The following is a 25938-nucleotide window of genomic DNA, read 5'->3' on the forward strand; positions in this document are numbered from 1 at the left end:
TAGGGATAGATGTTTGTTTCCACTATATCGCATGAGGAGGGAAAACATGACGATCGCCTATGTCCGTGTTCCGGTCGCCAATGTATGGAAAGATCCGGATCGACCACGGGAAAATGATGGCGTATTCTTGGAAAGACATCCAAGCGTTTCTAACTGGTTGTCCCGACTGGATGAGGAGAAAGATGGGCGGTTGGGGTTGGTCGGTCGCTTGGAAACCCAACTGCTGCTGGGAGAACCGGTATGGGTGAAGGAAGAAATCAACGGCTGGGCGCACGTATTTATTCCCGGCCAACCGCATCACGAAGAACAACGGGGTTACCCCGGCTGGGTTCCCGCTCATCATCTCGCTTATCATCCGGATTTCCACCATGCTTGGGAGAGCCACCCATTTGCAATCGTAACGGCTCTGAAAACCGGTCTGTTAATCGACGGCGCCCAGCGGACGGTGGAAATCGGGTGGCTGACTCGCTTGCCCTTTATCGGGGAAGCCAATGGTGACGCCATTGTCATGACCCCGACCGGCATACCGGGACGGGTTCCGGCTGAACACGTTCACGTCGGACGCACACTACCGGTCGCCGCAGCGGATCGACGCATCGAGACGGCCCGCCGTTTTTTGGGACTCCCTTATCTGTGGGGTGGCACTTCCGTTTATGGAATGGACTGCTCGGGGTTCGTCTACCGTGTGTTTGAAGCCTGTGGCATTCGCATTCCCCGTGATGCTCATGTTCAAGCCGCATTCGGCCAGCGCATCGAGCGGGACTCATTGGAACCGGCCGATCTGGTCTTTTTCGCGTACGAGCAGGGTAAAGGTCGGATTCATCATGTAGGGATGTATGTGGGTGACGACCATTTCATCCATGCCCCGCGTACGGGATTGCCCGTACAGGTGCAATCGCTCAGCCAAGACGCCCCGTATGCGGAGGAATTTTGTTTTGGCCGGCGGTATGACGGCTCCGAGTTCCCGGCCTCAATTCCCCTCACGGCGGATATGGTCGGCGAGGAGACGTAAAAACGCATCCTGCAGGTTTTCCACGCTCCGTTCTTCCCGCACGCCGTTCACCATCAGGGAAAACACATATACGGGTGTCCGACCGTGAAACAGGTATCCCGAGAGTGTTTTGACTCCGGTAAGGGTACCCGTCTTGGCGCGGACGGTGATCGGCGGCGGGAGAGGGTTCCGTTTTTTCAACGTACCGGTTTGTCCGTAAACCGCCAAGCTTTCCACAAAAACGGAAAAAGCGGGATGATCGACCATGAAGCGTAGCAATTCGCACAATTGACGAGGTGAACTGCGGTTGTACATGGACAGACCCGATCCGTCCACATATGACGCGGGCGGTTCCAATCCCCAGCGTCGCAACGTTTGTTCCACCTTTTGAATGCCTTGCTCCACATAGTCCTTCCCACTCGATTCGCGACCGATCGAATGCAGGAGAATCTCCGCCACCAAATTTTCACTGTCGGCATTCACCAACGGCAAGCACTCTTTCAGCGGTGGAGAGTCCACACCCGCCTTCCGGATTGGATCACCGCTTTTCCGCCGCCGGCGCCCGGTCCATGTTTCCGGGACGGTCAGTCCTTGTTCCTTTGCAAACCAACGCAAACGCTCCACAAAAAAGTGCGGAGGCGACCACACCGCTCCCGTCACCTGCGGATCTTGGCGGGAAAGCACCCCCTCGATGCGAAAACGGTTGGACCGTTCGGCCCGCATCATCCGTACATCTGATTCTTCCTCCTCGGTCCACGACAAATGGCTTCGCCAATAAACAGGAAGTGTCTCATACGACGGTGGCAACCGAAGACGGGGGGCGGGTTCTTTTGGATCAGCCATCCAAGAAAACCGGTTCAGCTCCATATTGAACGCATGGACGGGGGCGGCATATCCTTCCGATAAATCATCCCGCGCCCAACCGGTACCCCACCGCCGCGTCGGAAACGCGCTGTCATCCCAGTCGATACGCCCGGGCATGCACCGAACACCATGTTTTTTTATTTCCGCCAACAGGTCTTCCGCCTGTCGTTGGCCGAACACGGGATCACCACCACCCACGATCAACCAACGATCTTCCGTCCATTCCAGAAGCGTATGCCAACGATACTCCGCCCCCAACCGCTCCAAAGCAACGGCAGAGGTCCACAGCTTGTTGTTGGACGCGGGAATCATCCATTCTTCATCCCGGTGACCGTATATCTCCTTCCGTGTAAGCGAAAAAAGGGCACAACCAATTTGTGCGCCCTTCTCTCCCGATTCGGACTTCCAATGCTTCCACAACGAATCCAGTCGATCGCGCCATGTATGCATGTCATGCCCCCGATACCCTTGGATGGATGTCATCCAAGTGTTGATAAATGGCTTGTATGCACTTTTTGTTCCAACCCAGATCGATCATTTTACCCCGGGTAGCTGCGTGGATATCTACCGCCACCCTGACCGGAGAAACCGCAAACAGCGTGACAACAACGTCGTGTTTCCCACCCAGCGGGTTGCGATATTCCAGCATGATTTCGTGACGTTCCCGATCATGATGAACCATGCGGAACGATGAGAGCCGTGCCGGTAATTGTTCCAGTGTTTCACCCACTTCCTTGACGGGTGCTCGATAATACCGGGTGCGCAGTTCCGGGTCGGGATCGCGTTCCCCCGTCTCTGTCACGCCGCTGAACATTCGGCGCAAAAATGACATCTCGTTTCCTCCTCCAATGAGGGATTATGCCCGGGTGCTGAGAAAGCGTTGTTCCAATCGTTCCAAACGGCGCAGGATATCTTGGATTACGGGGTCATTCGGGGAAATTTCCGACTTGGCGAGGCGGGGATGGGTCGTGTGACCAAGTTGCCCGGATTGGGCTTTTTTGAGCTCTTTTTTCAGTCGTTCGTTTTCTTCGATCAACTCTTCGAAATTCTTGATCACCAAATCCAAAAACTGGTTGACTTCATCTATGTCATATCCTCGGATGGCATGTTTGAAATCTTTTTTGTAAATGTCCATCGGCGTCAAACGTTGCATCGATGAAGCCTCCTCCTGAAAAACTAATGATTTCCCTATGTATAAATAATACTATAATGAACTGTCATTATGAAGGAAGGTCGTTTCTTGTCGATTTTCACACGATTAAGGCCCCTGATATCAGGGGCCCTCGGTTACCGTGCTGTCGGGAACGTGCGTTGAATCATTTTCCGAAAATTGTCGATCAGCCCTGCGATTGGACGTCCTTGTTGGACATCACGTGCATAATCCCGCATCCGGGAGACAAAGTCCGGATTGGCTGATACATAGACCGTCCGTACGCTCGGATCGCTCCTTTTCACCTGCTTGGTTACTTTGGACTTCAAACGACCCGTCAAACCGGCACGGTAGTCTTTTTCCAAAACAACCGCCACGTATGCCGTGCGATCGGTCAGAAAAACGTAGGCCGAATCGATCTCCTTGAGACGAGTAACTGCATCCGCCGCATTATTGGCCACCCGCAGATTGGTGACATTGGGTACGGCATTCGGTGTACGATAGGTAATCGGTTGCGTTTGCGTCCTAGGACGCAAATTGGGCTGGGATTCCGGTCTGCGTTGCGTCGCGCATCCCACCATCCCCAGGACCAAAGCGAGCGTCAGCGTTCCCGCGATCCATTTGGTCAACAGCCGCATGGCCGTATTCCTCCTTTGATTGGATTCTCCGTTTAGTATCCGACGCTCACGATTGAAATATGTAAAAACAAAAAAACAGCCGCGAAATACGCGGCTGTCCACTTATCAATCATCGTTTTGCGAAACCACCAACATCGCCACGAACCGGAACAGTTCCAACAGCGCGTACAGCGCCGAAGCCACATAGGTCAATGCGGCCGCATTCAGCACTTTGCTGACGCCTCGCTCTTCCAAATTGCGGATATATCCATCGCGAATCATGATCTGTTTCGCACGGGAGCTGGCATTAAACTCCACGGGCAAGGTGACCAGTTGAAACGCCACCGCAGCGGAGAAAAACACGATTCCCAGCGCAAACAGGTTGAGCATATGCAGGAAAATCCCGCCCATCAGCAAGAACGGCGCTATGGAAGAGGCGAAGTTAACGACCGGAAACATGCGGTGTCGCAATACCAATGCACCATATGCTTCCTTATGTTGAATGGCGTGTCCACACTCATGGGCCGCGACGGAAATCGCAGCGATCGAGCTGTCGTAATAAACCGGCTCCGACAAACGAACCACTCGGTGAATCGGATCGTAGTGGTCAGTCAATTCCCCAGGTACCGGTTCGACCGCCACATCGTGCAACCCGTTTGAATCCAAGATGCGCCGGGCGACTTCGGCACCGGTCAACCCGGATGAAGCCGGCTCCTGAGCCCATTTACGAAATGTACCCTTCACTCGAAACTGAGCCCAAAATGTCAAACCCAATGCTGCCAATGACAAGATCCACAGCAGTGTCACCATAGGCTGATTCCCCCCATCGCATCATTCTGCAGCAACGGCTGAAACATCTGACTACTTGAATTGAAGGCCGAAAGTATCGCTCTGAAACTGACGAGGCAAAATCCATCTGCAATGGAGTCGCCAACCAACAGCGAGAAAGTTCCATAACCAACTGTTTATCGCCGTTTTTTCATACGAGCTGCATCTATATTCCACATTGTATTTAATCCAAGTCCTTGCTTTCGTTGGTCGATGGGTAATCCATTCACGCTCCCATCGAACCGTCGCGCATTCTTCGGGTATCATCCCGTCACATGCACAGATCGGAACCAATAGGAACAAGATCGCACTGATAAGCGATAAAGGAATCAAACTTGAACACCTCGTATCATCAGGGTGCCCGTTTTTTAACATTATACCACAACCCGCAACATGCTGGGGAAATTTAGACTTATCGCCACAAAAAGGTCACGACGTCAAGAAAAATTCATTGAATATTCCGCGCATGATTCTCATAAGAAATTCAGCCCCACTCGGGCTGAGAAATGATGGAAGAAGTCCGCGAGCTTTATACCCGTCCCAGCTTCGTTATCCTGCAATCCGAGTCGGCTCGGCCGGGAATGGTCTATCTTCACCGATCCATGAACAAAAACTCTCTTTTTTGCTGCATGCCCACATTCAACACCAATCCCACCGCCACCATCTGGGTCAGTAATGAGCTGCCGCCGTAACTGATGAATGGAAGGGGCAAACCGGTAACCGGCAATAAACCGATGGTCATGCCGATATTTTGAAACACCTGAAAGACCAGCATCCCGACGATCCCAGCGATGATGCAGGGACCAAAACGGTCCTCACAACGGAGAGCGATGCGGAGCATCCGGTAAACGACAAAGATAAAGATGCACAATAGGATACTGGCGCCGATAAAACCGAATTCCTCGGCAAACACGGCAAAGATGAAGTCGTTGTGCGGTTCGGGAATCCATTTTCCCTGCGCCTGCGTTCCGTTATGAAATCCTTTCCCGGACAATTGACCGGAACCGACGGCAATCATCGATTGGGTCAATTGATACCCCGCTCCGGTCGGATCGGATGCCGGGTCCAAAAAGGTTTGGATGCGTTCAATCTGGTGCGGTTTCAGTATGACGTGGATCAACGGACTTTTCGTAACGTACAATCCCAATACCGTGCCGACAACGATGACCACGATTACCACACCAGTGAGAATCCATCGCCAATCCAGACCGCCCACCAGCAGCATGCTGCCCAAAATCCCCACAAGGACCAATGCGGTTCCGAGATCGGGCTGTTTCAGGATAATCAAAAAGGGCACAGCAAACAACAAACCGATTTTGCCCAGCGTTTTGTAATCGCGCAGGGGGAGTCGCTTCACTTCCGCCAAATGTTTGGCTATGGTGAGAATCAAAATGATCTTCATGAGCTCCGACGGTTGGAATTGAAACGAACCGATGCGAATCCATTCTTGTGCTCCCTTAACCTTGACGCCCAAGCCGGGGACCCAGACCAACATCAACAGGATCAATCCTAAAACATACAACACGTACACAAATCTGCCCTGCGCCAAACTGCGGTAATCAAACAGGAGAACGGCCGTCATGAGCAGAATACCCAGTACATACCACCCGATTTGTTTGCTCACATAAGAGGAGTCTGACGTGTAGGTGGCACTGGATATGGAGAGAATGCTAATGACGGCCAAAAGCAGGACCAATACGATGAGCGGGTAGTCCAGTGATATGAGAGATCGCTTCCATTTGTGCGTCATCTGCTCACACCTGCTTTTTCATATGATTCTTCTGCATGTCCATGCTAACATAGGATGTGAGTACTTTTAAATACATAACATCGAGGGGATTTGCCATGAGACGAGGGAAACCTGATTTTTGGCTGATCCTGATCGCGTTCATCCTAATGGGATTCGGCTTGGTCATGGTATTCAGCGCAAGCTACTATAAAGGATTAACCGATTATGGTGACAGTTACTATTTTTTTAAACGGCAGTTAATATGGGCAGCAGCCGGATTATTTCTCTTTTTTGTGGCGGCCAACATACCCTACACCATTTATCGACGATTTGTCGGTACGATTTTGTTGATCAGCATCCTGCTCCTGATCGCCGTGCTCATTCCCGGCGTCGGTGTCGAGGTGAAGGGAGCTCGTCGCTGGATCGAACTGGGGCCGATGAGCTTCCAACCGTCGGAGCTGGTCAAATTAAGCGCGTTGATTTATACGGCATCCATTATGACCAAGAAACAACCGGTCATGGACAGTTTCAAACGAGCTGTATTACCACCTTTGATCGTGTTGGGTCTGCTCTGCTCTCTGATCGTGATCGAACCGCACTACAGTACCACCATCATCATCCTATCCTCCTGCATGGTGGTCATCTTTTGTGCGGGATTGCGATTCCGCCACTTTTTGTTACTCTTATCGACCGGGATACCGGTCCTCATGTGGGTGATGATCATGGAGCCGTACCGAATCAAGCGGCTCACCACCCTGTTCAACCCGTGGAAAAATCCTACCGCGGACGGCTATCAGATCATTCAGTCCCTGTATGCGATCGGCCCCGGCGGATTATCTGGCTCCGGATTGGGCAACAGCATCCAAAAGATGGCCTACCTTCCGGAAGCGCACACCGATTTCATCTTCGCCATCGTGGCGGAAGAGCTAGGCTTCATCGGTGGAACGCTGCTGATCGCCCTCTTTATCGCGCTCATTTTGCGCGGGATTCGCATTTCCCTGCGGGCACCCGACCAGTTCGGCATGCTGCTCGGAATCGGCATTACCTCCCTCATCGGAATCGAAGCCTTGTCCAATCTCGGTGTCGTGACCGCGATGCTCCCGGTTACCGGTGTACCGTTGCCGTTCATCAGCTATGGCGGTTCCTCGTTAATGCTGAGCATGGCCTCTTTGGGCATCCTGCTCAACATCTCCCGTTACACCAACATACCGGCCAAACAGAAAAAATCCCGAGGACCTGTTTCCGTTTCTGGGAGTTAAAAACGCGAATCAGGAGACTTTCCGAACCTGAACAGGGCTGTTCCAGCGGGAACAGCCCTGCAGACTTTGTCAACCACTCGGCCGTTCCCCTCGAGAACAGCCTTGATTGTCAACCATATCATACCATATCATATCTTGCTCATGCAGTCACCATGCCCTCCATCGGACTGCTTGCACTGGCATAACGTTTTTTGGGGATACGCCCCGCTTCGAAGCCCAGACGCCCCGCCTCAACCGCCAACCGCATCGCACGGGCCATTTTTACCGGATCTTCTGCCCCGGCCACTGCAGTATTGAGCAACACCCCGTCTACGCCCAATTCCATTGCTTGCACCACATCAGCCGGAGAACCGATGCCCGCATCGACGATTACCGGCACTTGGGATTGCTCGATAATCCAACTGAGGTTGTACGGATTGAGCAGACCCAGTCCCGTTCCGATCGGTGACCCGCCCGGCATGATCGCATGGGCTCCGGCTTCTTCCAATTTTTTGGCTATCACTGGATCATCGTTCGTATAGGGAAGCACGGTGAAACCTTCTTCCACCAAGATCTTGGTCGCCTCCAGCGTCGCCACCGGATCGGGCAGCAGTGTTTTCGGATCGGCGATAATTTCCACCTTGATCATATCGCACAGTTTGGATGCGCGAGCGAGTCGGGCAATCCGTACCGCTTCCTCTGCGGTAGTAGCGCCCGCCGTATTGGGCAACAGGGTATACTTGCTCAAATCCAGGTTTTCCAAAAAGTTGGGCTGGTTGGGATCACTGATGTTCAATCGACGAACCGCAAACGTCAACACTTCCGCTCCGGATGCTTCCACCGCTTCCCGTTGAACGTCCAAGGAAGAAAATTTCCCCGTTCCAAGAAACAATCGAGATTGAAACGTATACTTGCCTATGGTCAGCATACTTTTAGCCTCCTCCCACAAAATGGACAATCTCCAACGCATCACCTTCTCGCAAAACCGCCGATGCATGGTCTTCCTTCTCCAACACGCGCCGATTGTGTTCCACAACCACAATCCGCCGTTCCAACTGTAGGTGTTGAATCAACCGCTCAACCGTGTCCACCTCCGCGGGCAAGTCATAGGGCTGTCCATTTAACTGAATACGCACTCCCGAATCACCTCCTCGCCGTTGATTCCAAGAGACGATCCGGCGAAAACGGCGCCAGTTCCGGCACCGCCGTGCCGGAGATCAACTCCGCCATCAGCGCACCTGTGATCGGACTCAGTAATATCCCGTTGCGGAAATGGCCGGATGCAACGTACAGGCCACGAACCGCCTCCAACCGGCCCATTAACGGCAACCCGTCCCCGGAACCGGGACGAACGCTCGACCAGTACGACAATACATCGGCTTCAGCCAATGAAGGGACCAGTCGGGTCGCTTCATGAGCCAACCGGTGAATCGCTCCCAGCGAAACACCCGGGGAAAAATCATGCTCCTTCTCCGTCGCGCCTACGACAATGCGGCCGTCCGCTTTGGGCACCAGGTAACACCCGTGAGCAAACAGTGTCTTTCGATGCGGCAGGCGGTTCGGACGAAGAGCGAGCGATTCTCCTTTCACCGGAAATACCGGCAAGTTGAGCCCCAGTCGTCGTGCCAACACACCGCTCCACGCCCCGGCGGCCAACACCACGGCACCTGCGCGGAAAGTCCCAACCACAGTTTCTACACCCGTCACTTGGTCACCGTCGGTGAGAAAACCCGTCACTTCACATCCTTCCAGTAACCGCACACCCAATGCCTGTGCGGCCCGAGCGAACGCCAACGTCAGCCTGGGAGCCGACACCTGGGCATCATCCGGCAAAAATAGCGCGCCTGTGATATCAGCTCTCACTTCGGGTTCGTCCTCGCGAACCGAACGAGTCTCCCACCATTCCGCCCGACCGCCCAATTCCCGCTGCCAACGCGCACGGTCACGCAATTCTTCCGCTTCTGTCCGATCCCATGCCACCCGCAATAACCCTGCGGTGTTCAGCTCGATGTCCAAACCGGTTCGTTCATACAATTCACGCCCCAATTCAGGGAACATCGCCCGGCTGCGGAAGCAAAGGTCGCTCATGGGGCCCGGAAAAGCCATTTCCACCTGTGCACCCAGCATTCCAGCCGCTGCGGATGAAGCGTGGGCGCCTATGCGGTCCCGCTCCAGGACCACGACGTCAGCCCCCTTTTTTGCCAGGTAATAGGCGATCGAACAGCCGATCACACCGCCACCGATGACAATTACGTCCTGTGTTTGCACAGTTTGCTCCTTCCTTTCGCATCGGGAATTTACTCGTTGGTGTCTTTGAAGCGCCGGGCGATTTCCCGCAATTTGCGTGCTTGCTCATCCGGCCGGGGATGATCCATTACCGCCGAAATCACGGCAATACCGGCACATCCCGTTTCCGCTACCTCGGCCATATTTTCGACGGTAATCCCACCCACTGCGATAACTGGAATGCGCACCGCGCGGACGATGCGGGCCAATTCGGCACATCCCCGCGGAGGAATGCCCGATTTGGACGCCGTGTGAAATACATGGCCGAATAATATGTAATCCGCCCCCATCTGTTCGGATCGAAGTGCTTCTTCCAGCGAATGTACCGAACGGCCCACACACAAGCCGCTTGCCAACGGTTTGACCTCCGGCAGCGGCAATCCCTTTTCCGGCAGATGTACCCCTCCACATCCCAGAGAAAGGGCGATATCCATCCGATCGTTCACCACCAGCTGGTCACGTGTGAGCCATCCCTCTTCCAACAGACGTTTGCCCCAGCTCCATATCTCTCGTGCCGGCCTGTTTTTCAATCGCAGATGAAAGCGGTCAATATACGGCCCCGCCTGCCTCGCCACCTGATGAATTTGCTCCCAGGTATGCCGCTGGTCCGTGATCACATGCACTTCCATCGGAATGTCACTTCCTCTGACCATAAAAAAACCGGTATCCATGGGGATACCGGTTGGATGCACGTAAACCTCTCCTGAACATCAACCTTCCCCCACTTCCTTTCGCTGGCATTACCCAGGTCAAGTTCAAAGGGTTAAGGCTCGCGCCTTTCTCAGCACCCATGGTGCACCCCTAGTGGTGGAAATGCAACGTATCACATTTTTCTCTATTCTAACAATCCCGATTACCCGACGTCAACTGTCGATCGGTGACGCTGGACGACGTTAAACCGCTTTTACCTGAATGATCGCCGTATCTATGATATCCCGGTCGTTGATCGGAGACACAATTTGATGGACAGAAGCGTCTCCGATGTAAAAGTTGGTCACATTCGCTTTGATGATGCTTCTGTTGTGGGCGAGGAAGTTCAAACCATGGGAAACATTAACCTTGCCCACGTTGGAAATCTCGTTGACGGACAGTGCCCCGATCACCATGGGTGAAATCACGGCATTCCCTCCTTTGCTCAAACCCCTTTGACTTGAAAAATGGGGGTATCCACCACATCGGAGTCCAATAACGGTCCGAATACGACGGACACCGTCAAATCACCCGCGTTGCTGTTGGCCTCGTTGGTTTTCGAGAAGCTCTCCTGATTGACCAAAAAGTTGACCGGCGCCACATTCAGTTGACCTGTGGTGGAGACGGTGTTGATTTTAAGCACGAACGGCATGCGTCTTCCTCCTTATTGTTTCTTACTTGCGCTGTCCCCATAAACAATCCTTCAAATCCTCGTCCATGATTGCCGCCCACTCTTCCAACCATCCGTGATCCCCATAACCAAGATGAGCAATGTTTTCCTTGATAAAGCTGAATGGCGCCCATTCTACCGTCAAGGGTGCCATATGAACGTTGGCATCGTTTGTCACAGTGTTTACCTTGATTCCGCCAATCGAGATGGGCATCGAACTTCCTCCTTGTCTGACCTAGGGCGTGTCTCATCCCTATCGCGTGCATCACTTTCCGAATCGATGCACGGTCGGATTCCTTGTGGTATGACCCATTCCCTTAGACCTGTTGAATGAGAACAGGGTGATCATTCACGTCCGGATCGACGATCGGGTTGACCGTGCGGATCACCGCGTGGTCACCGGTCGTCGAGGTTCCCACGTTGTTCTTTTGCAAACTGAACGGATAATAAGTCAAATGCGTTCCCACCGTGATGGATGAGGTCGTCGTCACGGCATTTACCTTTAATACCCCTAGCTTGATAATCAATGGGAACTCCTCCTCATCTCAGCCATCGCCTATATTACAGTATGATAGGCGTCCCATTTCGAAACATGGGCATACCAAAATGGGCATTTGCCCATACCCAATAAAAAAAGCCCACCTTCCGGGTTGTTCCGGAAAAGTGGAGACGATTGCGAAGGGGATTCAGGAAGAAGCAGGCACACGCACCTTGACATCGCCGTATATGTAAACCTGACAGGCCAGGCGCATACCGGACACTGTTTCCTCGTCCCCCAGCCGATATCTTTCCAACTCCCCAATTGCATTGAGATGGTCTTCCCCATCCTCCACCTTTACTCGGCAGGTACCACATCTGCCCGTCGTACAGTAAAAAGGAACGGGAACGGATCGCAAGGTGGCCTCCAACAGCAAATTGGCCCCTTCCTCCACTTCAAATTGATGCGTGTCCCCACCTTCTTCCACAATCACTTTGGGCATGGTCGCTTCTATCCCCCGTTCCTATCATGATCCATCACTTTGTGTCGGAATCCACCCGACTCTGCCAAATCGCCCAACCGATCCAGACCAATACGAGGGGAACCACGATCCACAATAAATCCATACCATAGCGATGCAATAGATGGAGCGCGTTTTCCCAATTAGCACCTACCTGATAACCCAAACCGATAAACGTAAGGCACCAAAACAACCCGCCGGTATAGGCGAACAGGCCGAACCTGGTCCATGGGAGGTTGGAGATCCCTGCCAAATAAGCCGTCACATGGCGCACACCGGGAATGAAGTAACCGAAGAACAACACCCAATTGCCGTATTTACGAAACAAAAACTGCGTAATGCGCAATCGACGTCGTGTGATGAAAAACTTTGGTCCATACTTTTTCAAAAACGGATACCCCAATCGCCAGCCCAACAAATAGCTGACAGTAATCCCACACAAGGAACCGATCAGCGCACTGGCAAACGCCAAATATAGATTGAGCCGGCCGACGGAAGAAAGGTATCCGACAAACGTCATCATGATCTCATCTGGCAACGGCAATCCGACGATGCCGAATACCAGAAACAGGAAAATACCGATATATCCGTACTCCAATAACCATTCCATCAACGTTTGTTCCATGTTTCAACCCCGTTTGAAAACCGTTCGCGGCATTCGCGTCAAATAATAGGATACCATACTTTCTTTTGATTCCAAAGCAATGTGATGTTAACAGTCTGTAGTGAATTCATCGACCTCAGGCAGCAGTGAGTGATAATCACCGAATGAGACCGTTTCCCGAATATGATCCGCCAAATCGTACTCCACTGTTTCTTCTTTGAAGCACTCGTCCGTGCCCAAACGATGATGTAACCTGTTGCATGTTCCGATAGAACGATTGAATCCGTATTCCTTCCACCCTTTTCCATTCTATAACTGACTCCAGAAACAGAAAGTCATCGCCCATCGCATCCATGATGGTATAAAAATCCATACGCTCCGCTTGCCGATTTTTGTCCAAATAAATGAGGCCGTAGCTGAAGGAATTGCACCTGAATCCACCACATACCGAGGTTGGCCGTCTTGTTTGACCACTACCACATAGGGTTCCAGTTCTTCATCCCGCTCATGGGCTTCTGATTCCGTGAGCGGCTGTTCAGGCGTTTCCAAATCCCAGTTCGCAAAATACTTCCATGTCCACATGATATGACCCCTCCTCATCAATGATGAATCCAATCCATCATTGTAAGGTATTGAGCCGATTTCAAGATAGTTTGCTGAATATTAGTCTATCACTTTTTCCACGCGAACCTCTTTCAACAACGCCCATACCTGCTGTTTTTCGATCCCTGCCGTCTCTCGCAGCACATTGGCGGCGGCACACGCCGTCGCCAATGCCAGCGCTTCCTCCCCGCTTTTCTTCTGATGGGAGGCAGCAAGCCAACCGGCCAAAAAAGCGTCCCCACTCCCGACGGGATTGACCGCCTGAACGGTGGGCGGCGTTACCCAAAATGTCTCTTCACCGACCACTGCCGCCAATCCTTGGGAACCGGCGGTGACGATCACCGTTTGCCCTATGTCCCGCACCAACGCCCGGGCAGCCGCAATGGTTTCTGCACGGGATGAGACCACTTTCCCCAATAAGTGCCCCGCTTCCTCTTGATTCACTTTGATGCCGTCCGGCCGGGCTGACCATCCATGCTGCAATGCCTTCCCGCTCGTATCCAGCCAGACGGCCGCTCCACGTGAACGAGCGACTCCGATCAATTCACCGTATGCATTCTCCGGGACCCCTGGCGGGAGACTCCCGCTACAGGCGACAAAGGATGACTGCTCCGCCCATGTTGCCACTTTGGCCACCAGTTGCTTCCATTCCGCTTCGGATACCGTCGGTCCCGGCTCCAACACCTCTGTTTGCGTACCGTGATCCAGATCCAACAGAGTCAGACATGTTCGCGTCTCTTTCCCGATCCAAACGAAATCGGACGGGATCCCGTCCGATTCCAGAGCTTTCGTCATCCATCGTCCGTTTTGTCCACCAACAAAACCCGTAGCGCAAACGTTGATGCCCAACGCACTCAACACCCGGGCGACGTTGACCCCTTTACCGCCCGGCTGCCGAATCACCCGACGACTTCGATGAATGGCATGAATCCGAAAATCGGGCACAATCCAGGTTTGGTCGACCGCGGAATTTAAGGTGACAGTGAGAATCATTTCGGCATCGCCCCCGTTGTTGCCGTCGCTTCGGCACGTCCCGCCGATCCGGAGAGACGCAGTTTCTCTTCCACCACTTTTTGCACTGCACGTTTCCCGTTTTGTACGTATTTCCGTGGATCGGCTTCCGACGGATGGTCGTGCAGATACGAACGGAGTGCAGTAGCATAGGGCAGTTTCAATTCGGTGGAAATGTTGATTTTGGCGATGCCCCTTGCGACTGCCTGGCGAACAGATTCGTTCGGCAAGCCGGAGGCGCCGTGCAACACCAGCGGTACCGGCACTTCACGTGCGATGGTTGCCAAACGGTCCAAGTCCAGTCTGGGTTCGCCCCGGTAAACCCCATGCGCTGTTCCTATGGCAACGGCCAACGAATCACATCCCGTTTCTGCCACGAAACGTGCCGCCTCGAAGGGATCAGTGTATGTATCTTCCGCTGTTGTGGATACATCCGCCGCATCCGGCACTCGCCCCAGCTCAGCCTCAACAGGCACGCCCACCGCATGGGCTGCCTCTGTTACCTTTTTGACGAGCGCCGCATTTTCTTCCCACGGTAATCGGGAACCGTCAATCATGATCGAAGTGTATCCCGCCCGTAAACAGCGTAACGCCGTTTCGTAATCCCTTCCATGATCCAGATGCAGTACGACGGGTACGGATACCGACTCCGCAGCTGCTCTTGCCAGATGAACCAGGTAGTTCAACCCGACCGCTTCGATGGTGGCGGGTGTCGTTTGCAGGATCACCGGTGCCCGCATCCGCTCCGCCCCCGCGACGACAGCCTGCAACAGCTCCAAATTGTGGAAAGCAAAACCGCACACCGCATACTGTTTGTCACGCGCCGCTTCCAACAATCCCTTCGAGGTGACCAAACCCAAATCGGTTCCCTCCCTGCGGGTTTTGTGTCAAGCGTCCACGTCGCCCAGCACGATGTCGATCGCGCCCAAGATGGCGACCAGGTTGGCGATGTTCTCCCCTTCCAACAGGTGCGGCAGAATCTGGAGGTTATAGAAGGAAGGCCGACGCCAATGAATGCGCCATGGTTTGTCTTTCCCCTTGCTGACGAGATGCACGCCCAATTCTCCCCGCGGATTTTCCACGGCCACATACACCTCGCCTTCCGGCGGCCGGATGACGCGCGGCACTTTGCCCATGATCGGGCCGCTATCCGGGAATTGCTCCACCGCCTGCTCCACGATGCGCAACGACTGACGGATTTCCTCCATGCGCAGAAAAAAGCGGTCATAACAATCGCCGTTGGTCGAGATCGGCACATCGAAATCAAACCGGTCGTAAATCGAATATGGCTGATCTTTGCGCAGATCACGCTGAATCCCGGTACACCGCAGACACGGGCCGGACAATCCGAATGAAGCTGCTGTCGCTTGATCATAACGGCCAACGCCCTTCACCCGGGCCAGGAAAATTTCGTTTCCCGCCACGAGATCCAGGTACTCTTCATGACGCTCCCGGAGATACGACACCAGTTCTTTCACCTTGTCGATCCAACCTTCCGGCGCATCCCACTTCACGCCGCCCACTCGCATGTAATTGTAGGTGAGCCGGGCCCCGCACAACTCGTTGAACAGGTCGATAATCTTCTCCCTGTCGCGAAAAGCATACAAAAACGGGCTCATCGCGCCGATGTCCAACAGGTACGTACCGAACCAGACGAGATGGCTGGCGATCCGGTTCAATTCCATCACGATGATGCGCAAGTATTCCGCCCGCTCCGGAATCTCCAGCCCCATCAATGTTTCCACGGCGTGCACAACTGCATAGTTGTTGATCATGGCCGACAGATAGTCCATCCGGTCGGTGTAGGGGATGATCTGCGTGTAATTCAGGTTTTCGGCCAGTTTTTCCGTCCCGCGGTGCAAATAACCGATTACCGGCTCGGCAGAACGGATGATTTCACCGTCGATCCGCAGGATGATGCGCAAAACCCCATGTGTACTCGGGTGCTGCGGACCCACGTTGAGCAACATTTCTTCCGTTCGCAACACGATAGCCCCCTTTGACTGGTCACAACATCTATCCTGTCAAGGATGTTTTCATTTCCTCCCAGGAGAAAGGGTTTCCTCGTCCTGATCAGGCGTCCCCGATTAGTCCGACGTCACCGTCTGCACGATCTCCACACCGTTGAGCCACATGTGATAGGTAAACAAACAATCCATCAGATCGCCGTCGTGAGGCAGGGCTCCAGCCGCTTCCGCCGCTTCGACGGGCAAATCATACGTCCGGACGTGTTCACGGGAGACCAAAACCCGCACATCAGCATTCCGCTCATTGGCCAACAAACGGATGCCCAGTGCATTTTGATAGATGCACAGATCGGTGCAATCTCCCATGACCAAAAAGGTGCAATGTCCCTCCCGGAACCGGTCGGTCAGAAACGCATGAAACACTTCATTCGCATCATTCACCCCGAACAATCCGTTGGTCGCGTTCTTTCGAAAGCGCATCACTCCTTGCAATTCCCAAAACGGGCGGAGTTCATCCACCACTTCCGACTCCTCCGTCCCACGGACGCAATGTGGGGGAAACGCGGCAAACTCGACGGCATGTTCGGGGTGTGCATCATTAAGAAACAGCAAATTGCGCTCCGGAAGGCCCCTTTCCAAGCAAACAGATGTTAAACGCCTCACCGGCTCCACCATCTCCCGGACACGTGTGCTGGACAATGGACCCGTGTCACAAAAACCTTTGAGAATATCCACCAGCACGAGGAACATCCGTTCGATGCCACCGGCTCTCTCTATCACCGACGATAGTGATACGCGCGGCAGATCACGCAGACGACGATCCACCTCATCAAAAAAAGCCAACCGCCGATCCACGACACTCCCTCCCGGGGCATCAGATTGTAATTCCACTTGCAGCCAGAGTGTATCCGGTCAATCCATTTGGCCCGAGTGTGCTTGCTTCCCTCTTGCTCGCTAGCCGGAAGCAAATCGCTCTTCTCTCAGTCCGAGAATACCGGATACACTCTTGGCAATCGGCTAAAGCATGGTAATTTTCTCAACAATCTAATCTTATCTTACCACGAAAACCCCACAGGCAAAAGCATGGGTGGAGGTGGAGAAGTGTTACCAGGGATGGATCACGCCCATAAAAAAAGCCCGCCCAGTTTGGGCGAGCCTATATATGATCGCTTCACCGATTCAACAATTTCAGAAACTCTTTCATCAACCCGGGAAGGTCCGGCCAAGCGTGCCCCGATACCAGATTTCCGTCAACGTGCAGGTTTTCTTTCACATACTGCGCACCGGCCGATTCCACTTCCGGACGGCAGGCAATGTAGGCCGTCATTTTGCGGTTTCGGACATGTTGCGGGATCACGTTGAACACCAGTGCCGCGTGACAAATCGCAGCGATCGGTTTGCCCGTTTCAAAGAAGTGACCCACGATGGAGGGGATTTCCGGTTCGAGGCGGATGTATTCCGGAGCCCGTCCGCCAGGGATGATCAACCCGTCATATTCGGCCGGATTCACCTCTTTAAAGGCAATATGCGCATCCAGACCGTAGCCTCGTTTTTCAGAGTAGGTCTCCATCGACGGTTCAAAATCATGAACCACGGTTTGCAGTTTCTTCTTGTTGGGAGCGGCGATGACCGCTTCGTGTCCTTCCTCCAACAGTCGATAATACGGATAAAACACTTCCAACGCTTCAACGGCGTCTCCGGTCAAAATCAACACTTTGGCCATATCCGTTCCCTCCCTGTCAATATTGACATCAATTGTCCATTACCCATTATTACACAGGAAAAAACGGGAGTCTAGATGGGGAAACAGACTGTCCGTTCAGATTTGGTTATAGGCGGTGAGTGATTCCACCGTTTCCCGATTCAATTGTTTGATCACTTCCACCAACAGTTTGACGGCGTTTTCCACGTCTTTTTTGCTCACCATCGACACATGACTGTGAATGTACCGTGCGGCCACCCCCACTACCAATGTGGGTACCCCCTTGCGGAAAAGATGAAACTGACCGCCATCCGTCCCGCCGCCCAGCATGGTGTCGATCTGATAGGGGATCCCGTTTCGCTCGGCAGTGTCGATCACCAGGTTACGCAATCGGACGTTGGGGATCATCGTCGCATCGAGGAACGTGATGAGCGGTCCCTTACCCAATTTGGCTTTGCTGTTTCCCTCACTGCCAGGCCCGTCTTCAGCTACCCCTACATCCAACGCAAATGCCACATCCGGCTCTGCGACATGTGGTGTGGTGGTGGCACCCCGCAATCCTACTTCCTCCTGCACAGTGGCACCGCATATGACAGTGTTGGGATGTTCAGTGACGCGCAATTGATCGAGCACTTCCAGTGCCAGATAACACCCGACCCGATTATCCAGCGCTTTGGCCAAAATCGTGTCGTCATCGGGCAAAATCTCAAAAGGGCACATCGGTACGACGGGATCGCCCACGCGAATGCCCCACTCTTTGACCTGCTTGTCCGAATGCGCGCCGACATCAATATACATCTCTCGCATCGGGTATACCTTGTTCATTTCTTCCGACGTCATCACATGCGGCGGCTTCGAAGCGATCACACCGGTGAAATTCCGCTTTTCGGTCATGATGGTGACCCGCTGGGCCAACAGCACCTGGCTCCACCAACCGCCCAACGGGGAAAAGCGGAGATACCCCCCTTTGGTGACCTCGGTCACCATAAAACCCACTTCATCCAAATGACCGGCCAACAACACACGCGGAGAAGTTTCCGTTCCCCTTTTTTGACCGAACACGCTGCCCATCCGATCCCACAACAGCTCCGTATTCCCCTTCTCCAATTCCCGGCGCACGATGGCGCGTACGTCCCTTTCAAAACCGGGGACCCCATTGGCTTCTGTCAACTCTTTCAGCAGTTCCATCGTATTGTCTTCCTTTCCACCAAATTCATCCGCTTTGTATTATGGCTGAAATGTTTTCCGTTTATTTACGTACATATTTCCACCTCTACTTCTTCACACTACTGAGGAAAGGAGGAACAACCATGCCGTTGATGGAAATCAGTATCGTACCAGTTGGAACCAATACGCCCAGCTTCAGCAATATGGTCAAGGATGTTTGCAGTATGGTGGAACGGAGCGGCCTCAACTATCAGATTACCCCGACAGCTACCGTCATCGAAGGGGATCTGGAACGTTTGATGGATGTGGCCCAGGAAATTCACCGTTCTTCCATGCAAAACGGAACCAATCGGGTGATCACACAGATTACGATCGACGATCGCCGCGACCAGCCGATCAGTCTGGAATCCCAAGTGGCGAAAGTCAACGGGGACGTTCATTAAGTGATACCCTCGTTTTGGGGTAAACGATCGTTCCTGGCCGTCATCCTGACGTTGGGGCTTGCGGCGAGTCTGTGGCCGTCACGACCGGACGCCACTGTTTCAGTCATGTCGGTCCCTTCTCGCCCCCCCTCTTCTTCTGCCATGATCGGCGATTACGGTGGGGAAATTCGGGAGGCGAAACCCCGGAAAGACGGGATTCACCACATTGACACGCCCAAAATGATCCAACGGCTGCGGGAACTGAAGGTGAACACGTATTTTTACTTAATTTGGCACGAGCCGACCGATTGGGATGATTTGCGCCGCGAATTTTTGCCTGCTGCCAAAAAAGCAGGGATACAGGTGTGGGCCTATCTCGTCCCGCCGAGTGAAGCGATGGAGAAAGCTTCGGAACCGTTTGGTACCGATTATGTGGCTTGGTTTCGGGCGATCGGTCACCTCTCCCGTACATTTCCCAACCTCAAAGGCGTTGTGATCGACGACTTCAATGACAACCGGGGATTTTTCACTCCACGATATACGGAACGATTTTGGCAGGCGGGTAAAGCGGAAAACCCCGATCTGCTTTTTTATCCGCAGGTTTACTTTCCCGGCATCACGACCGATTTTATTGAAGAGTATCATCACACGATCGACGGTGTGGTGATGACTTTCAGGGACGACAAATACAGAAACACGCACCGTCTGCAAAGCCTGCCGGGACAGGTGGAGCAGGCGCGCCGACTGTTGGCCCCCCGTGGGCTGCCATTGGTGTTGATGGTACATGCGAGCAAATTGTCGGCCACCCCAGCCAGTCCCACTGTCACTTACGTGGACAAAGCTGTGCGCTTTGGAATGGATGCGCTGCGGAACCAACGTATTAAAGGATTGATCACCTATGTATTGCACAAAGTGTGGTTTCCGGAAGTGAAAGAACGCCTAGCAAGATCCGGGACAGGATACGCCAGCGTGTTCGTCTCGCCCAACAACCTGACCCGAACGGGAACATCGGCCGGTTTCCGGCAGAGAATCCGCCTTTCCCCTTCGTCACGCTACCGATTCAAGTTCTCGTATATGAGCGTTTACCCGGATCAAGTGCCTCTTTCCCAAATGATCGGTCAATACCAAATGCAATTGTGGGTAGACCGACAGCTCGTGTGGCGCAGGGATTTGGTGACACAGGACCGGGAACGGTGGGAAGATCAAACCGTCGATCTCACTTCTTACCTCAAAGGGAAGCCGTCAGCTTTGATCACATTGTGCCTGACACGCATCAAAAACGGCCCTCCTGCATGGATTTACATGGGATTTGACCGGTTGAAAACCGAAGGATTTACACTAGACAACCCGGACTTTGAATCGGTTAAAGCATGGACCGCGATCAGCACCAGTCCCGGGATGATCCCCTCTATGCTGCGGTTTGATTCCGGGAGACGAATCCGTGTCTATATCACCGTCTTGCGGTTGTACCATGCCTTTGATCTGTATCACCGCCTCCGGTCAGAAGTTCACCGACCGCTCATCCGGGAACTGGCGGAGCGATGGATGGACAGTATGGTGGAAGGGAAAAGGGAAGAATCTATCCGCCAATTGGAGGAAATGATGCGCTTTTTGGCCACCGAAAGCGAGTTTCCGCCCCAGGTAAAACTGCTCTTGCAATGCCGTGAAATGCTTCACCTTTTGCAAGTGAATGAAGCCCCATCCGTGCTGGATCGATCAGACTAAAACACCCTGCGGAGACGCTTCCGCAGGGTGTTAGTTTTATTGATTCTCATCATCCAGCAAGAAATTATCCGCTCCATCTGCAATGGCCAACTCATTTTCCAATGGGTTGATCACATTGAGATAGTAATGGGCCGCCTCTGACTCCTGTCCACTGCGAATCATTTCCCAATAAGTCCGGTAGCTCTCTCGCAGCAGTTGAAATTTTTTGCGGAATTCCGCTTCAGAAAGAATGGGAGGGCGTCCGTCCCCCTCCTCGGACCAAAACATCTTGTAGCGTTCAATATACGCCTCGTAAGAAGAAAAAGGATGCATCATACCTTTTCAACCTCTTCCATCCGTTTGGTTTAGCCTTTCCCGCTGATAGCGGATCCATGCATCTCGGCAGTGCCACCGTGATTCCAACCATGGATGGAAAATGGTTCATCAAACGCGATCTTCCCATTTTAAGGACACTTCCATCGACTTTCCCTGCCGTGTGGTGATCATAAGACACGCTTTGCTATCCATCCTCTCGAAGAAAAAACGGGTTTCTTCCGTTCGGTAAAAATGTGCGGACAACCAGCCCGGACAGCTGTCGTTCCCTTCCACCCGGTACAGCCAAATGGCTTTCCCTCATGCCGATCCAACGGCCGAATACGGTAATCGTGGCCACGATCACGTAATATCAGCCACGCATCTGTCACCACGATCGGACGAGCTGATTGATTTACCCACACCACATCCACTTCCACCATTGCGACCTGCGCTTCCTTCCGTCGTTCCGTGCGGCTTCCCCATCCCCCCTTTCCGGTATCACCGAATCGATAATAGCAAGCCCGAACCCGTCTCACCTGTACACTCAACCGCCCCCTGCCCTGAAACCATGCGGACAACAGGTCCTTCACAAAAGAAAAAAACAGGCCGATCAGCCCACCAACCAAAGCAGTGATCGCGATACTCAGCCATTTTGCCGCCACCGGTAGCGCCTCCTTGTGCGGGTTGGCTGAAGATCGAAGAACAAACTGCTTTGACTCATATTTATGGCGTAAGGCATTTCCACATGAAAGAACGACCTATCGAACGCAAAATGGTTGACAATATCTGCTGAATCCGATTGCCCGCCTCCGTTCCGTAGCAACAGATAGAAATCGGACGGGAATTTCAGACCCGCTACCGAAATCACTTATGGCTAATCATCAGTTGCCCCCGGCATCCGCCACTTGGGAACCGGTATCGTCCAGTCCGATGGCGTTCAGAATGGCAGTGGCAATTAACCGGTGGCCGCGGGTGTTGGGATGAATCTGATCCGCCAACCAATCGCGGTGTTCCGGTCTCAACAGATCGTCTATCTCAACGACGATGCACCCCGGTTGGGCGGAAACGGTTTGAGACAAAGCCGTATTCCAGTTGTCCAACAGTTTTTCTGTAAGGGGGAAATACAACGCATCCGGCGGTACCGGGTTATACAACGAAGTAACCAGAATAACGGCAGTGGGATTCTCCTGTCGAATCAGTGTCAGAATTTGATTCAGATGACGGACAAATCCGTCCCTGATTTCATCAAAAGAAGAGAATGCTTCCCACGGTTGGGAGCGCTTCAGTGCCACTTTCAACACATCGTTTCCGCCGATGGTGATGGTGATCAGATCCGCTTGCCGGATTTTACGCTTCATCTCGGGTTTGTGCAACGCTACCCACAATTGTGATGAGGTTTGGCCGGACACACCTTGATTGTCCAGTTGCACCGGCAAATGATGTCGTTCGAGCCTGTCTGCCACTTCCGCGGCGTATCCGCGTGGAGCCCCTTTCCCCAATGCGACCGAATCGCCCAATGCCAGATAATGCAGGCTTCCTTCTCGACCCGCACGCGTTTTCAATGTTTGCAACATGGAGGGAGCTTCATGAACAATGCCGGTATCGAGAGAGCGTGCAGAGACGGACGGGTGCGATGCTTGCATCCACTCCCAACCGGCCCAACCGAAGACGCTGATCCAAACGGCCAGGATCAACGTCCATACTTTGTTCACGTCACTCACCTCCCGCTCTCGTTGTCTCCTTAAGTATACAAGAGTTAGATCACATTCCCATTTCATCCATATAAAAGGAATGTAATAGGAATATTACATATTTTTTTCATAAAAAAATGCTATTATGATCGGTTTCCCTGCATTATTGAAATTGAACAAAACAAAATCGGCGTTGATCGTTCCACCCAAAGAGTGGAATGACCAACGCCGAACCGATTTCTGGTGTAAAGTAAAATCATGATCTCCGTACAAGCTCCGCGGAAAGCAAACCATAAGCCGAGTTCTGTACTCCGAGCGGTACTGACGGCGGCTTGTTCGCCTCCCGCCCATTGGAGTGGCAATCATCTGTCTAGGCTGTGCATTGCTGCACAGCTCCAGCGACCTACCCGGGATCACTGCGGGCCACAGTTGCGTGCCAAGCACGCTGATCCCCTATCAGGTCTTGCTCCGGGTGGGGTTTACCTAGCCGGCATGTCTCCATGCCGCTGGTGCGCTCTTACCGCACCGTTGCACCCTTGCCTGTGAAGTGCCGAAGCACTTCCATCGGCGGTCTACATTTCTGTGGCACTAGCCTTAGGGTCGCCCCCACCGGCCGTTAGCCGGCACCCTGCCCTATGGAGCTCGGACTTTCCTCCCGTGGCGCCTTGCGGCGATCCACCGGCGATTGCCTGGTTTACTTTCCGCTCTTTAACGGAGATCCACTGTATCAAACCGGAGATTACATTTTATCAAATCCCGCTCTTCGTCGCAAGTGGTATTCATTAACAATCAGGCAAAGCGGAATGGATTGGTATCCACTTTGGAAGGTGTAATCGTCACATCCGGCAAGGCCGAGCGCAACTTTTCACAGACCCGGGGCACGACCCAGCGCTCTACGTGATGCCCCGGATCGATCAAGCACAATCCGTCAGCCAACGCATCTTGCGCCGTGTGGAAATCAATGTCCCCGGTGATGTAGACATCCGCTTGTTGATCCAATGCTGCGGAATAAAAACGGCCACCAGATCCGCCCATGATCGCCACACGTTGCACTTGTCGATCCGGGTCACCCACAAACCGTACGCCATCGATTTCGTATGCGGATTTGACCTGTTCAGCCAGTTGCCGCAGATTCACCGGTTGCGGCAAATGGCCAACGCGACCCAGCCCCATGGCTGGTCCTGAATTGTCCAAGGGGTAGAGGTCGTAAGCTACTTCTTCGTAGGGGTGTGCATCCAGCATCGCTCGAATGACTCGTGATTGAATCGATTCTGTGATGATGGTCTCCAGCCTGATTTCCTTGACACGCTCCAATTTTCCCTGTTCGCCGATATAGGGGTTGGTTCCCTCCCGCGGAAGGAACGTACCGGTACCGTTCACGTTAAACGTACAATGACTGTATTGGCCGATCCAACCGGCACCCGCTTCACACATGGCGTTTAACACCGCTTCATGATGATCTTCCGGTACAAAGACCACGATTTTTTTCAACCGTTCGTGAATATGCGGGAGCAACACTTCCGTATCCTGCAAGCCCAACCGTTCCGCCAGTACATCGTTGACACCGTCATCGGCGGTGTCCAGATTGGTATGGGCAATGTAAACCTGGATCTGATGCTGTAACAGTTTTTGGTATAACCGACCTGCAGGCCGGTCCGTCCGGAGCGATGAGACCGGTTTGTAAATGACCGCATGATGGGCCACGATCCAGTTCGCCCCAAGACGAATCGCTTCATCCACCACGTCTTCAGTCACATCCAAGGTAACCAAAACCCCGCGAACCTCTGCATCCGGATTTCCCACTTGCAAGCCGATCCGATCTTTTTCCACCGCCAACCGCGGCGGAGCCCATGCTTCCATGGCCCGAATCAATTCACGTCCTTGAATCCCCATTGCTCGATCCTCCTCCACTCTTCGATTTCACGGGCAATCTCAGCTCTGCGCTTCAGGCCTTCATCCGACTTCGCCGCCTGAAGCCGATCAGCGATGCGGTGTTTCTCCTCCAATATTTCCCGAATCCTTCGCTTGAGCAACGGATGTCTTCTTTTCCATAACCAGGGCCCGAGGATCATCAGTTGTTCGGACGTCAACGGAGGTTGGTGGTAAAGCCCCGGATTTTCCCCTGGTTCCGCAACCAGGATTTCATATAAAATTCCCCCGTCTTCCACCAACTCTTCCTCCGTCAGTGTCCATCCGTTGTCCGCAAGCCATCGGCGAACATACTGGCCATCGGTGTTGGGCTGCAACACCAATTGACGCACACCGGCCAATTTCTCTTTCCCTTCCTCCAATATGCGGGTGATCAGTGCACCGCCCATCCCGGCGATCGTGATGACATCCACTTCCCCCGGACGCAAAACGGACAACCCATCTCCTTGACGAACGTCGATCTGTTCTTGCCATCCGGCTTGCCGCACACGTCTGAGCGCGTTTTGGAATGGGCCTGTATGTATTTCCCCGGCAATTCCACGAACCAGCTTTCCGGAGTCCGCCAGTGTAATCAACAACAAGGCGTGATCGGCACCGATATCCGCCACTGTTCCCGGCTTGACCTTTTGCGCGATCACTTTCAACCGCTTGGACACTTGGACGGAAGGTGCATTCTCATTTGGTTGCACCATGAATGCATCCTCCTTCGGCAATCCTTCGTCTTTCCCATTATAACGAATCGAACTCAACTCCGCGATGCCG

The 25938-nt window shown here is 53.2% G+C and carries 32 protein-coding genes, 1 other RNA gene and 1 riboswitch; of the genes, 4 read left to right on the plus strand and 29 right to left on the minus strand.

All coding sequences use genetic code 11. The features are described from left to right. Positions 1-46 precede the first annotated feature (46 nt). On the plus strand, positions 47-1012 hold the full coding sequence (locus KI215_RS10635) for a C40 family peptidase (protein WP_212772708.1): 966 nt from the start codon (positions 47-49) through the stop codon (positions 1010-1012). Here the strand turns inward: KI215_RS10635 and dacB are convergent. From dacB to rodA, 6 genes are all read right to left on the minus strand, one after another. Further along, positions 971-2305 carry a D-alanyl-D-alanine carboxypeptidase/D-alanyl-D-alanine endopeptidase gene (dacB, locus tag KI215_RS10640; RefSeq protein WP_212772709.1) on the minus strand — a complete coding sequence of 445 codons (1335 nt, stop codon included), beginning with the start codon at positions 2303-2305 and terminating at the stop codon, positions 971-973. The genes KI215_RS10635 and dacB overlap by 42 nt on opposite strands. A 1-nt stretch (position 2306) precedes the next feature. Further along, the gene (locus KI215_RS10645) at positions 2307-2687 is read right to left on the minus strand and encodes a DUF1499 domain-containing protein (protein ID WP_212772710.1); all 381 of its coding nucleotides are present in this window, start codon (positions 2685-2687) and stop codon (positions 2307-2309) included. Positions 2688-2711: 24 nt separating this feature from the next. Further along, on the minus strand, positions 2712-3008 hold the full coding sequence (locus KI215_RS10650) for a DivIVA domain-containing protein (RefSeq protein WP_212772711.1): 297 nt from the start codon (positions 3006-3008) through the stop codon (positions 2712-2714). A gap of 134 nt (positions 3009-3142) precedes the next feature. Then, positions 3143-3643, minus strand: a complete 501-nt coding sequence (locus tag KI215_RS10655; RefSeq protein WP_212772712.1) for a YhcN/YlaJ family sporulation lipoprotein — start codon at positions 3641-3643, stop codon at positions 3143-3145. Between the two features lie 105 nt (positions 3644-3748). Then, positions 3749-4432, minus strand: a complete 684-nt coding sequence (locus tag KI215_RS10660; RefSeq protein ID WP_212772713.1) for a zinc metallopeptidase — start codon at positions 4430-4432, stop codon at positions 3749-3751. A gap of 610 nt (positions 4433-5042) precedes the next feature. After that, complete coding sequence (gene rodA / locus KI215_RS10665; protein ID WP_212772714.1) at positions 5043-6200, minus strand: rod shape-determining protein RodA; 1158 nt, start codon at positions 6198-6200, stop codon at positions 5043-5045. Positions 6201-6295: 95 nt separating this feature from the next. On the opposite strand from rodA, the gene ftsW reads away from it, so the two are divergent. Further along, positions 6296-7438 (plus strand): putative lipid II flippase FtsW, encoded by a 1143-nt coding sequence (gene ftsW, locus KI215_RS10670; RefSeq protein WP_212772715.1) that lies wholly within the window; start codon positions 6296-6298, stop codon positions 7436-7438. Between the two features lie 139 nt (positions 7439-7577). Here the strand turns inward: ftsW and KI215_RS10675 are convergent, their stop codons facing one another. From KI215_RS10675 to KI215_RS10755, 17 genes are all read right to left on the minus strand, one after another. Continuing rightward, positions 7578-8345 carry a thiazole synthase gene (locus tag KI215_RS10675; protein WP_212772716.1) on the minus strand — a complete coding sequence of 256 codons (768 nt, stop codon included), beginning with the start codon at positions 8343-8345 and terminating at the stop codon, positions 7578-7580. Between the two features lie 4 nt (positions 8346-8349). Then, a complete protein-coding gene (gene thiS / locus KI215_RS10680) occupies positions 8350-8553 on the minus strand; it encodes a sulfur carrier protein ThiS (RefSeq protein ID WP_212772717.1) in 204 nt (67 codons plus the stop codon). A gap of 7 nt (positions 8554-8560) precedes the next feature. After that, complete coding sequence (gene thiO / locus KI215_RS10685) at positions 8561-9685, minus strand: glycine oxidase ThiO (RefSeq protein WP_212772718.1); 1125 nt, start codon at positions 9683-9685, stop codon at positions 8561-8563. Positions 9686-9714: 29 nt separating this feature from the next. Beyond that, a complete protein-coding gene (locus KI215_RS10690; RefSeq protein WP_212772719.1) occupies positions 9715-10395 on the minus strand; it encodes a thiamine phosphate synthase in 681 nt (226 codons plus the stop codon). A 17-nt stretch (positions 10396-10412) separates the two neighbouring features. Then, positions 10413-10516: riboswitch (TPP riboswitch) on the minus strand. 80 nt (positions 10517-10596) lie between these two features. After that, a complete protein-coding gene (locus KI215_RS10695; protein ID WP_212772720.1) occupies positions 10597-10821 on the minus strand; it encodes a hypothetical protein in 225 nt (74 codons plus the stop codon). 17 nt (positions 10822-10838) lie between these two features. Further along, on the minus strand, positions 10839-11045 hold the full coding sequence (locus tag KI215_RS10700) for a hypothetical protein (RefSeq protein ID WP_212772721.1): 207 nt from the start codon (positions 11043-11045) through the stop codon (positions 10839-10841). A 22-nt stretch (positions 11046-11067) separates the two neighbouring features. Beyond that, a complete protein-coding gene (locus KI215_RS10705; RefSeq protein ID WP_212772722.1) occupies positions 11068-11277 on the minus strand; it encodes a hypothetical protein in 210 nt (69 codons plus the stop codon). Between the two features lie 103 nt (positions 11278-11380). Then, entirely contained in the window at positions 11381-11590 is a 210-nt protein-coding gene (locus tag KI215_RS10710) for a spore germination protein (protein ID WP_212772723.1), read from the minus strand. Between the two features lie 159 nt (positions 11591-11749). Further along, complete coding sequence (locus tag KI215_RS10715; protein ID WP_212772724.1) at positions 11750-12043, minus strand: 2Fe-2S iron-sulfur cluster-binding protein; 294 nt, start codon at positions 12041-12043, stop codon at positions 11750-11752. 34 nt (positions 12044-12077) lie between these two features. After that, entirely contained in the window at positions 12078-12686 is a 609-nt protein-coding gene (locus KI215_RS10720; RefSeq protein ID WP_212772725.1) for a DedA family protein, read from the minus strand. A gap of 288 nt (positions 12687-12974) precedes the next feature. Then, positions 12975-13247 carry a hypothetical protein gene (locus KI215_RS10725; RefSeq protein ID WP_212772726.1) on the minus strand — a complete coding sequence of 91 codons (273 nt, stop codon included), beginning with the start codon at positions 13245-13247 and terminating at the stop codon, positions 12975-12977. A gap of 81 nt (positions 13248-13328) precedes the next feature. Beyond that, entirely contained in the window at positions 13329-14261 is a 933-nt protein-coding gene (locus KI215_RS10730; RefSeq protein ID WP_212772727.1) for a 1-phosphofructokinase family hexose kinase, read from the minus strand. After that, positions 14258-15139 (minus strand): class II fructose-bisphosphate aldolase, encoded by an 882-nt coding sequence (locus KI215_RS10735; protein ID WP_212772728.1) that lies wholly within the window; start codon positions 15137-15139, stop codon positions 14258-14260. The genes KI215_RS10730 and KI215_RS10735 overlap by 4 nt, the downstream gene beginning before the upstream one ends. 27 nt (positions 15140-15166) lie before the next feature. After that, entirely contained in the window at positions 15167-16267 is a 1101-nt protein-coding gene (locus KI215_RS10740; protein ID WP_212772729.1) for an NADH-quinone oxidoreductase subunit D, read from the minus strand. Positions 16268-16366: 99 nt separating this feature from the next. Continuing rightward, positions 16367-17101 carry a cysteine hydrolase family protein gene (locus KI215_RS10745; protein ID WP_212772730.1) on the minus strand — a complete coding sequence of 245 codons (735 nt, stop codon included), beginning with the start codon at positions 17099-17101 and terminating at the stop codon, positions 16367-16369. Between the two features lie 316 nt (positions 17102-17417). Next, entirely contained in the window at positions 17418-17969 is a 552-nt protein-coding gene (locus tag KI215_RS10750; protein WP_212772731.1) for a DJ-1/PfpI family protein, read from the minus strand. 96 nt (positions 17970-18065) lie between these two features. Beyond that, positions 18066-19136, minus strand: coding sequence for a M42 family metallopeptidase (locus tag KI215_RS10755; protein ID WP_212772732.1), 1071 nt, complete (start codon positions 19134-19136; stop codon positions 18066-18068). A 122-nt stretch (positions 19137-19258) separates the two neighbouring features. Between KI215_RS10755 and KI215_RS10760 the strand changes: the two genes are divergently transcribed. Both KI215_RS10760 and KI215_RS10765 read left to right on the plus strand, forming a co-directional pair. Beyond that, positions 19259-19558 carry an MTH1187 family thiamine-binding protein gene (locus tag KI215_RS10760; RefSeq protein ID WP_212772733.1) on the plus strand — a complete coding sequence of 100 codons (300 nt, stop codon included), beginning with the start codon at positions 19259-19261 and terminating at the stop codon, positions 19556-19558. Further along, on the plus strand, positions 19559-21262 hold the full coding sequence (locus tag KI215_RS10765) for a hypothetical protein (RefSeq protein WP_212772734.1): 1704 nt from the start codon (positions 19559-19561) through the stop codon (positions 21260-21262). A 36-nt stretch (positions 21263-21298) separates the two neighbouring features. On the opposite strand, the gene KI215_RS10770 is transcribed toward KI215_RS10765, so the two are convergent. From KI215_RS10770 to KI215_RS10795, 6 genes are all read right to left on the minus strand, one after another. Further along, positions 21299-21577, minus strand: coding sequence for a hypothetical protein (locus tag KI215_RS10770; RefSeq protein WP_212772735.1), 279 nt, complete (start codon positions 21575-21577; stop codon positions 21299-21301). 167 nt (positions 21578-21744) lie between these two features. Further along, positions 21745-22218: a hypothetical protein gene (locus KI215_RS10775; protein WP_212772736.1), complete on the minus strand. Its 474-nt coding sequence runs from the start codon at positions 22216-22218 to the stop codon at positions 21745-21747. A 219-nt stretch (positions 22219-22437) separates the two neighbouring features. Next, positions 22438-23268 carry a GDSL-type esterase/lipase family protein gene (locus tag KI215_RS10780; protein WP_212772737.1) on the minus strand — a complete coding sequence of 277 codons (831 nt, stop codon included), beginning with the start codon at positions 23266-23268 and terminating at the stop codon, positions 22438-22440. Positions 23269-23525: 257 nt separating this feature from the next. Beyond that, an RNA gene (gene rnpB / locus KI215_RS10785) (RNase P RNA component class A) lies at positions 23526-23948 on the minus strand. Between the two features lie 88 nt (positions 23949-24036). Next, positions 24037-25140 carry a Nif3-like dinuclear metal center hexameric protein gene (locus tag KI215_RS10790; RefSeq protein WP_212772738.1) on the minus strand — a complete coding sequence of 368 codons (1104 nt, stop codon included), beginning with the start codon at positions 25138-25140 and terminating at the stop codon, positions 24037-24039. Further along, positions 25116-25868: a tRNA (adenine(22)-N(1))-methyltransferase gene (locus tag KI215_RS10795; protein WP_212772739.1), complete on the minus strand. Its 753-nt coding sequence runs from the start codon at positions 25866-25868 to the stop codon at positions 25116-25118. Before KI215_RS10795 ends, KI215_RS10790 begins: the two co-directional genes overlap by 25 nt. Positions 25869-25938: the final 70 nt, after the last annotated feature.

It is taken from the genome of Polycladomyces abyssicola, from assembly GCF_018326425.1.
In the GTDB taxonomy this organism is placed as follows: Bacteria; Bacillota; Bacilli; order Thermoactinomycetales; family JIR-001; genus Polycladomyces; species Polycladomyces abyssicola.

What these genes read in the sequence shown, in the direction of transcription:
- KI215_RS10755 (WP_212772732.1), bottom strand. Translation starts at nt 19,136, where the DNA reads ATGGAACTGCTGAAAGAGTTGACAGAAGCCAATGGGGTCCCCGGTTTT.
- KI215_RS10715 (WP_212772724.1), bottom strand. Translation starts at nt 12,043, where the DNA reads ATGCCCAAAGTGATTGTGGAAGAAGGTGGGGACACGCATCAATTTGAA.
- KI215_RS10760 (WP_212772733.1), top strand. Translation starts at nt 19,259, where the DNA reads ATGCCGTTGATGGAAATCAGTATCGTACCAGTTGGAACCAATACGCCC.
- KI215_RS10635 (WP_212772708.1), top strand. Translation starts at nt 47, where the DNA reads ATGACGATCGCCTATGTCCGTGTTCCGGTCGCCAATGTATGGAAAGAT.
- KI215_RS10705 (WP_212772722.1), bottom strand. Translation starts at nt 11,277, where the DNA reads ATGCCCATCTCGATTGGCGGAATCAAGGTAAACACTGTGACAAACGAT.
- KI215_RS10730 (WP_212772727.1), bottom strand. Translation starts at nt 14,261, where the DNA reads ATGATTCTCACTGTCACCTTAAATTCCGCGGTCGACCAAACCTGGATT.
- KI215_RS10790 (WP_212772738.1), bottom strand. Translation starts at nt 25,140, where the DNA reads ATGGGGATTCAAGGACGTGAATTGATTCGGGCCATGGAAGCATGGGCT.
- KI215_RS10650 (WP_212772711.1), bottom strand. Translation starts at nt 3,008, where the DNA reads ATGCAACGTTTGACGCCGATGGACATTTACAAAAAAGATTTCAAACAT.
- KI215_RS10660 (WP_212772713.1), bottom strand. Translation starts at nt 4,432, where the DNA reads ATGGTGACACTGCTGTGGATCTTGTCATTGGCAGCATTGGGTTTGACA.
- KI215_RS10675 (WP_212772716.1), bottom strand. Translation starts at nt 8,345, where the DNA reads ATGCTGACCATAGGCAAGTATACGTTTCAATCTCGATTGTTTCTTGGA.
- KI215_RS10795 (WP_212772739.1), bottom strand. Translation starts at nt 25,868, where the DNA reads ATGGTGCAACCAAATGAGAATGCACCTTCCGTCCAAGTGTCCAAGCGG.
- KI215_RS10700 (WP_212772721.1), bottom strand. Translation starts at nt 11,045, where the DNA reads ATGCCGTTCGTGCTTAAAATCAACACCGTCTCCACCACAGGTCAACTG.
- rodA (WP_212772714.1), bottom strand. Translation starts at nt 6,200, where the DNA reads ATGACGCACAAATGGAAGCGATCTCTCATATCACTGGACTACCCGCTC.
- KI215_RS10770 (WP_212772735.1), bottom strand. Translation starts at nt 21,577, where the DNA reads ATGATGCATCCTTTTTCTTCTTACGAGGCGTATATTGAACGCTACAAG.
- KI215_RS10645 (WP_212772710.1), bottom strand. Translation starts at nt 2,687, where the DNA reads ATGTCATTTTTGCGCCGAATGTTCAGCGGCGTGACAGAGACGGGGGAA.
- ftsW (WP_212772715.1), top strand. Translation starts at nt 6,296, where the DNA reads ATGAGACGAGGGAAACCTGATTTTTGGCTGATCCTGATCGCGTTCATC.
- dacB (WP_212772709.1), bottom strand. Translation starts at nt 2,305, where the DNA reads ATGCATACATGGCGCGATCGACTGGATTCGTTGTGGAAGCATTGGAAG.
- KI215_RS10720 (WP_212772725.1), bottom strand. Translation starts at nt 12,686, where the DNA reads ATGGAACAAACGTTGATGGAATGGTTATTGGAGTACGGATATATCGGT.
- KI215_RS10750 (WP_212772731.1), bottom strand. Translation starts at nt 17,969, where the DNA reads ATGGCCAAAGTGTTGATTTTGACCGGAGACGCCGTTGAAGCGTTGGAA.
- KI215_RS10725 (WP_212772726.1), bottom strand. Translation starts at nt 13,247, where the DNA reads ATGTGGACATGGAAGTATTTTGCGAACTGGGATTTGGAAACGCCTGAA.
- KI215_RS10655 (WP_212772712.1), bottom strand. Translation starts at nt 3,643, where the DNA reads ATGCGGCTGTTGACCAAATGGATCGCGGGAACGCTGACGCTCGCTTTG.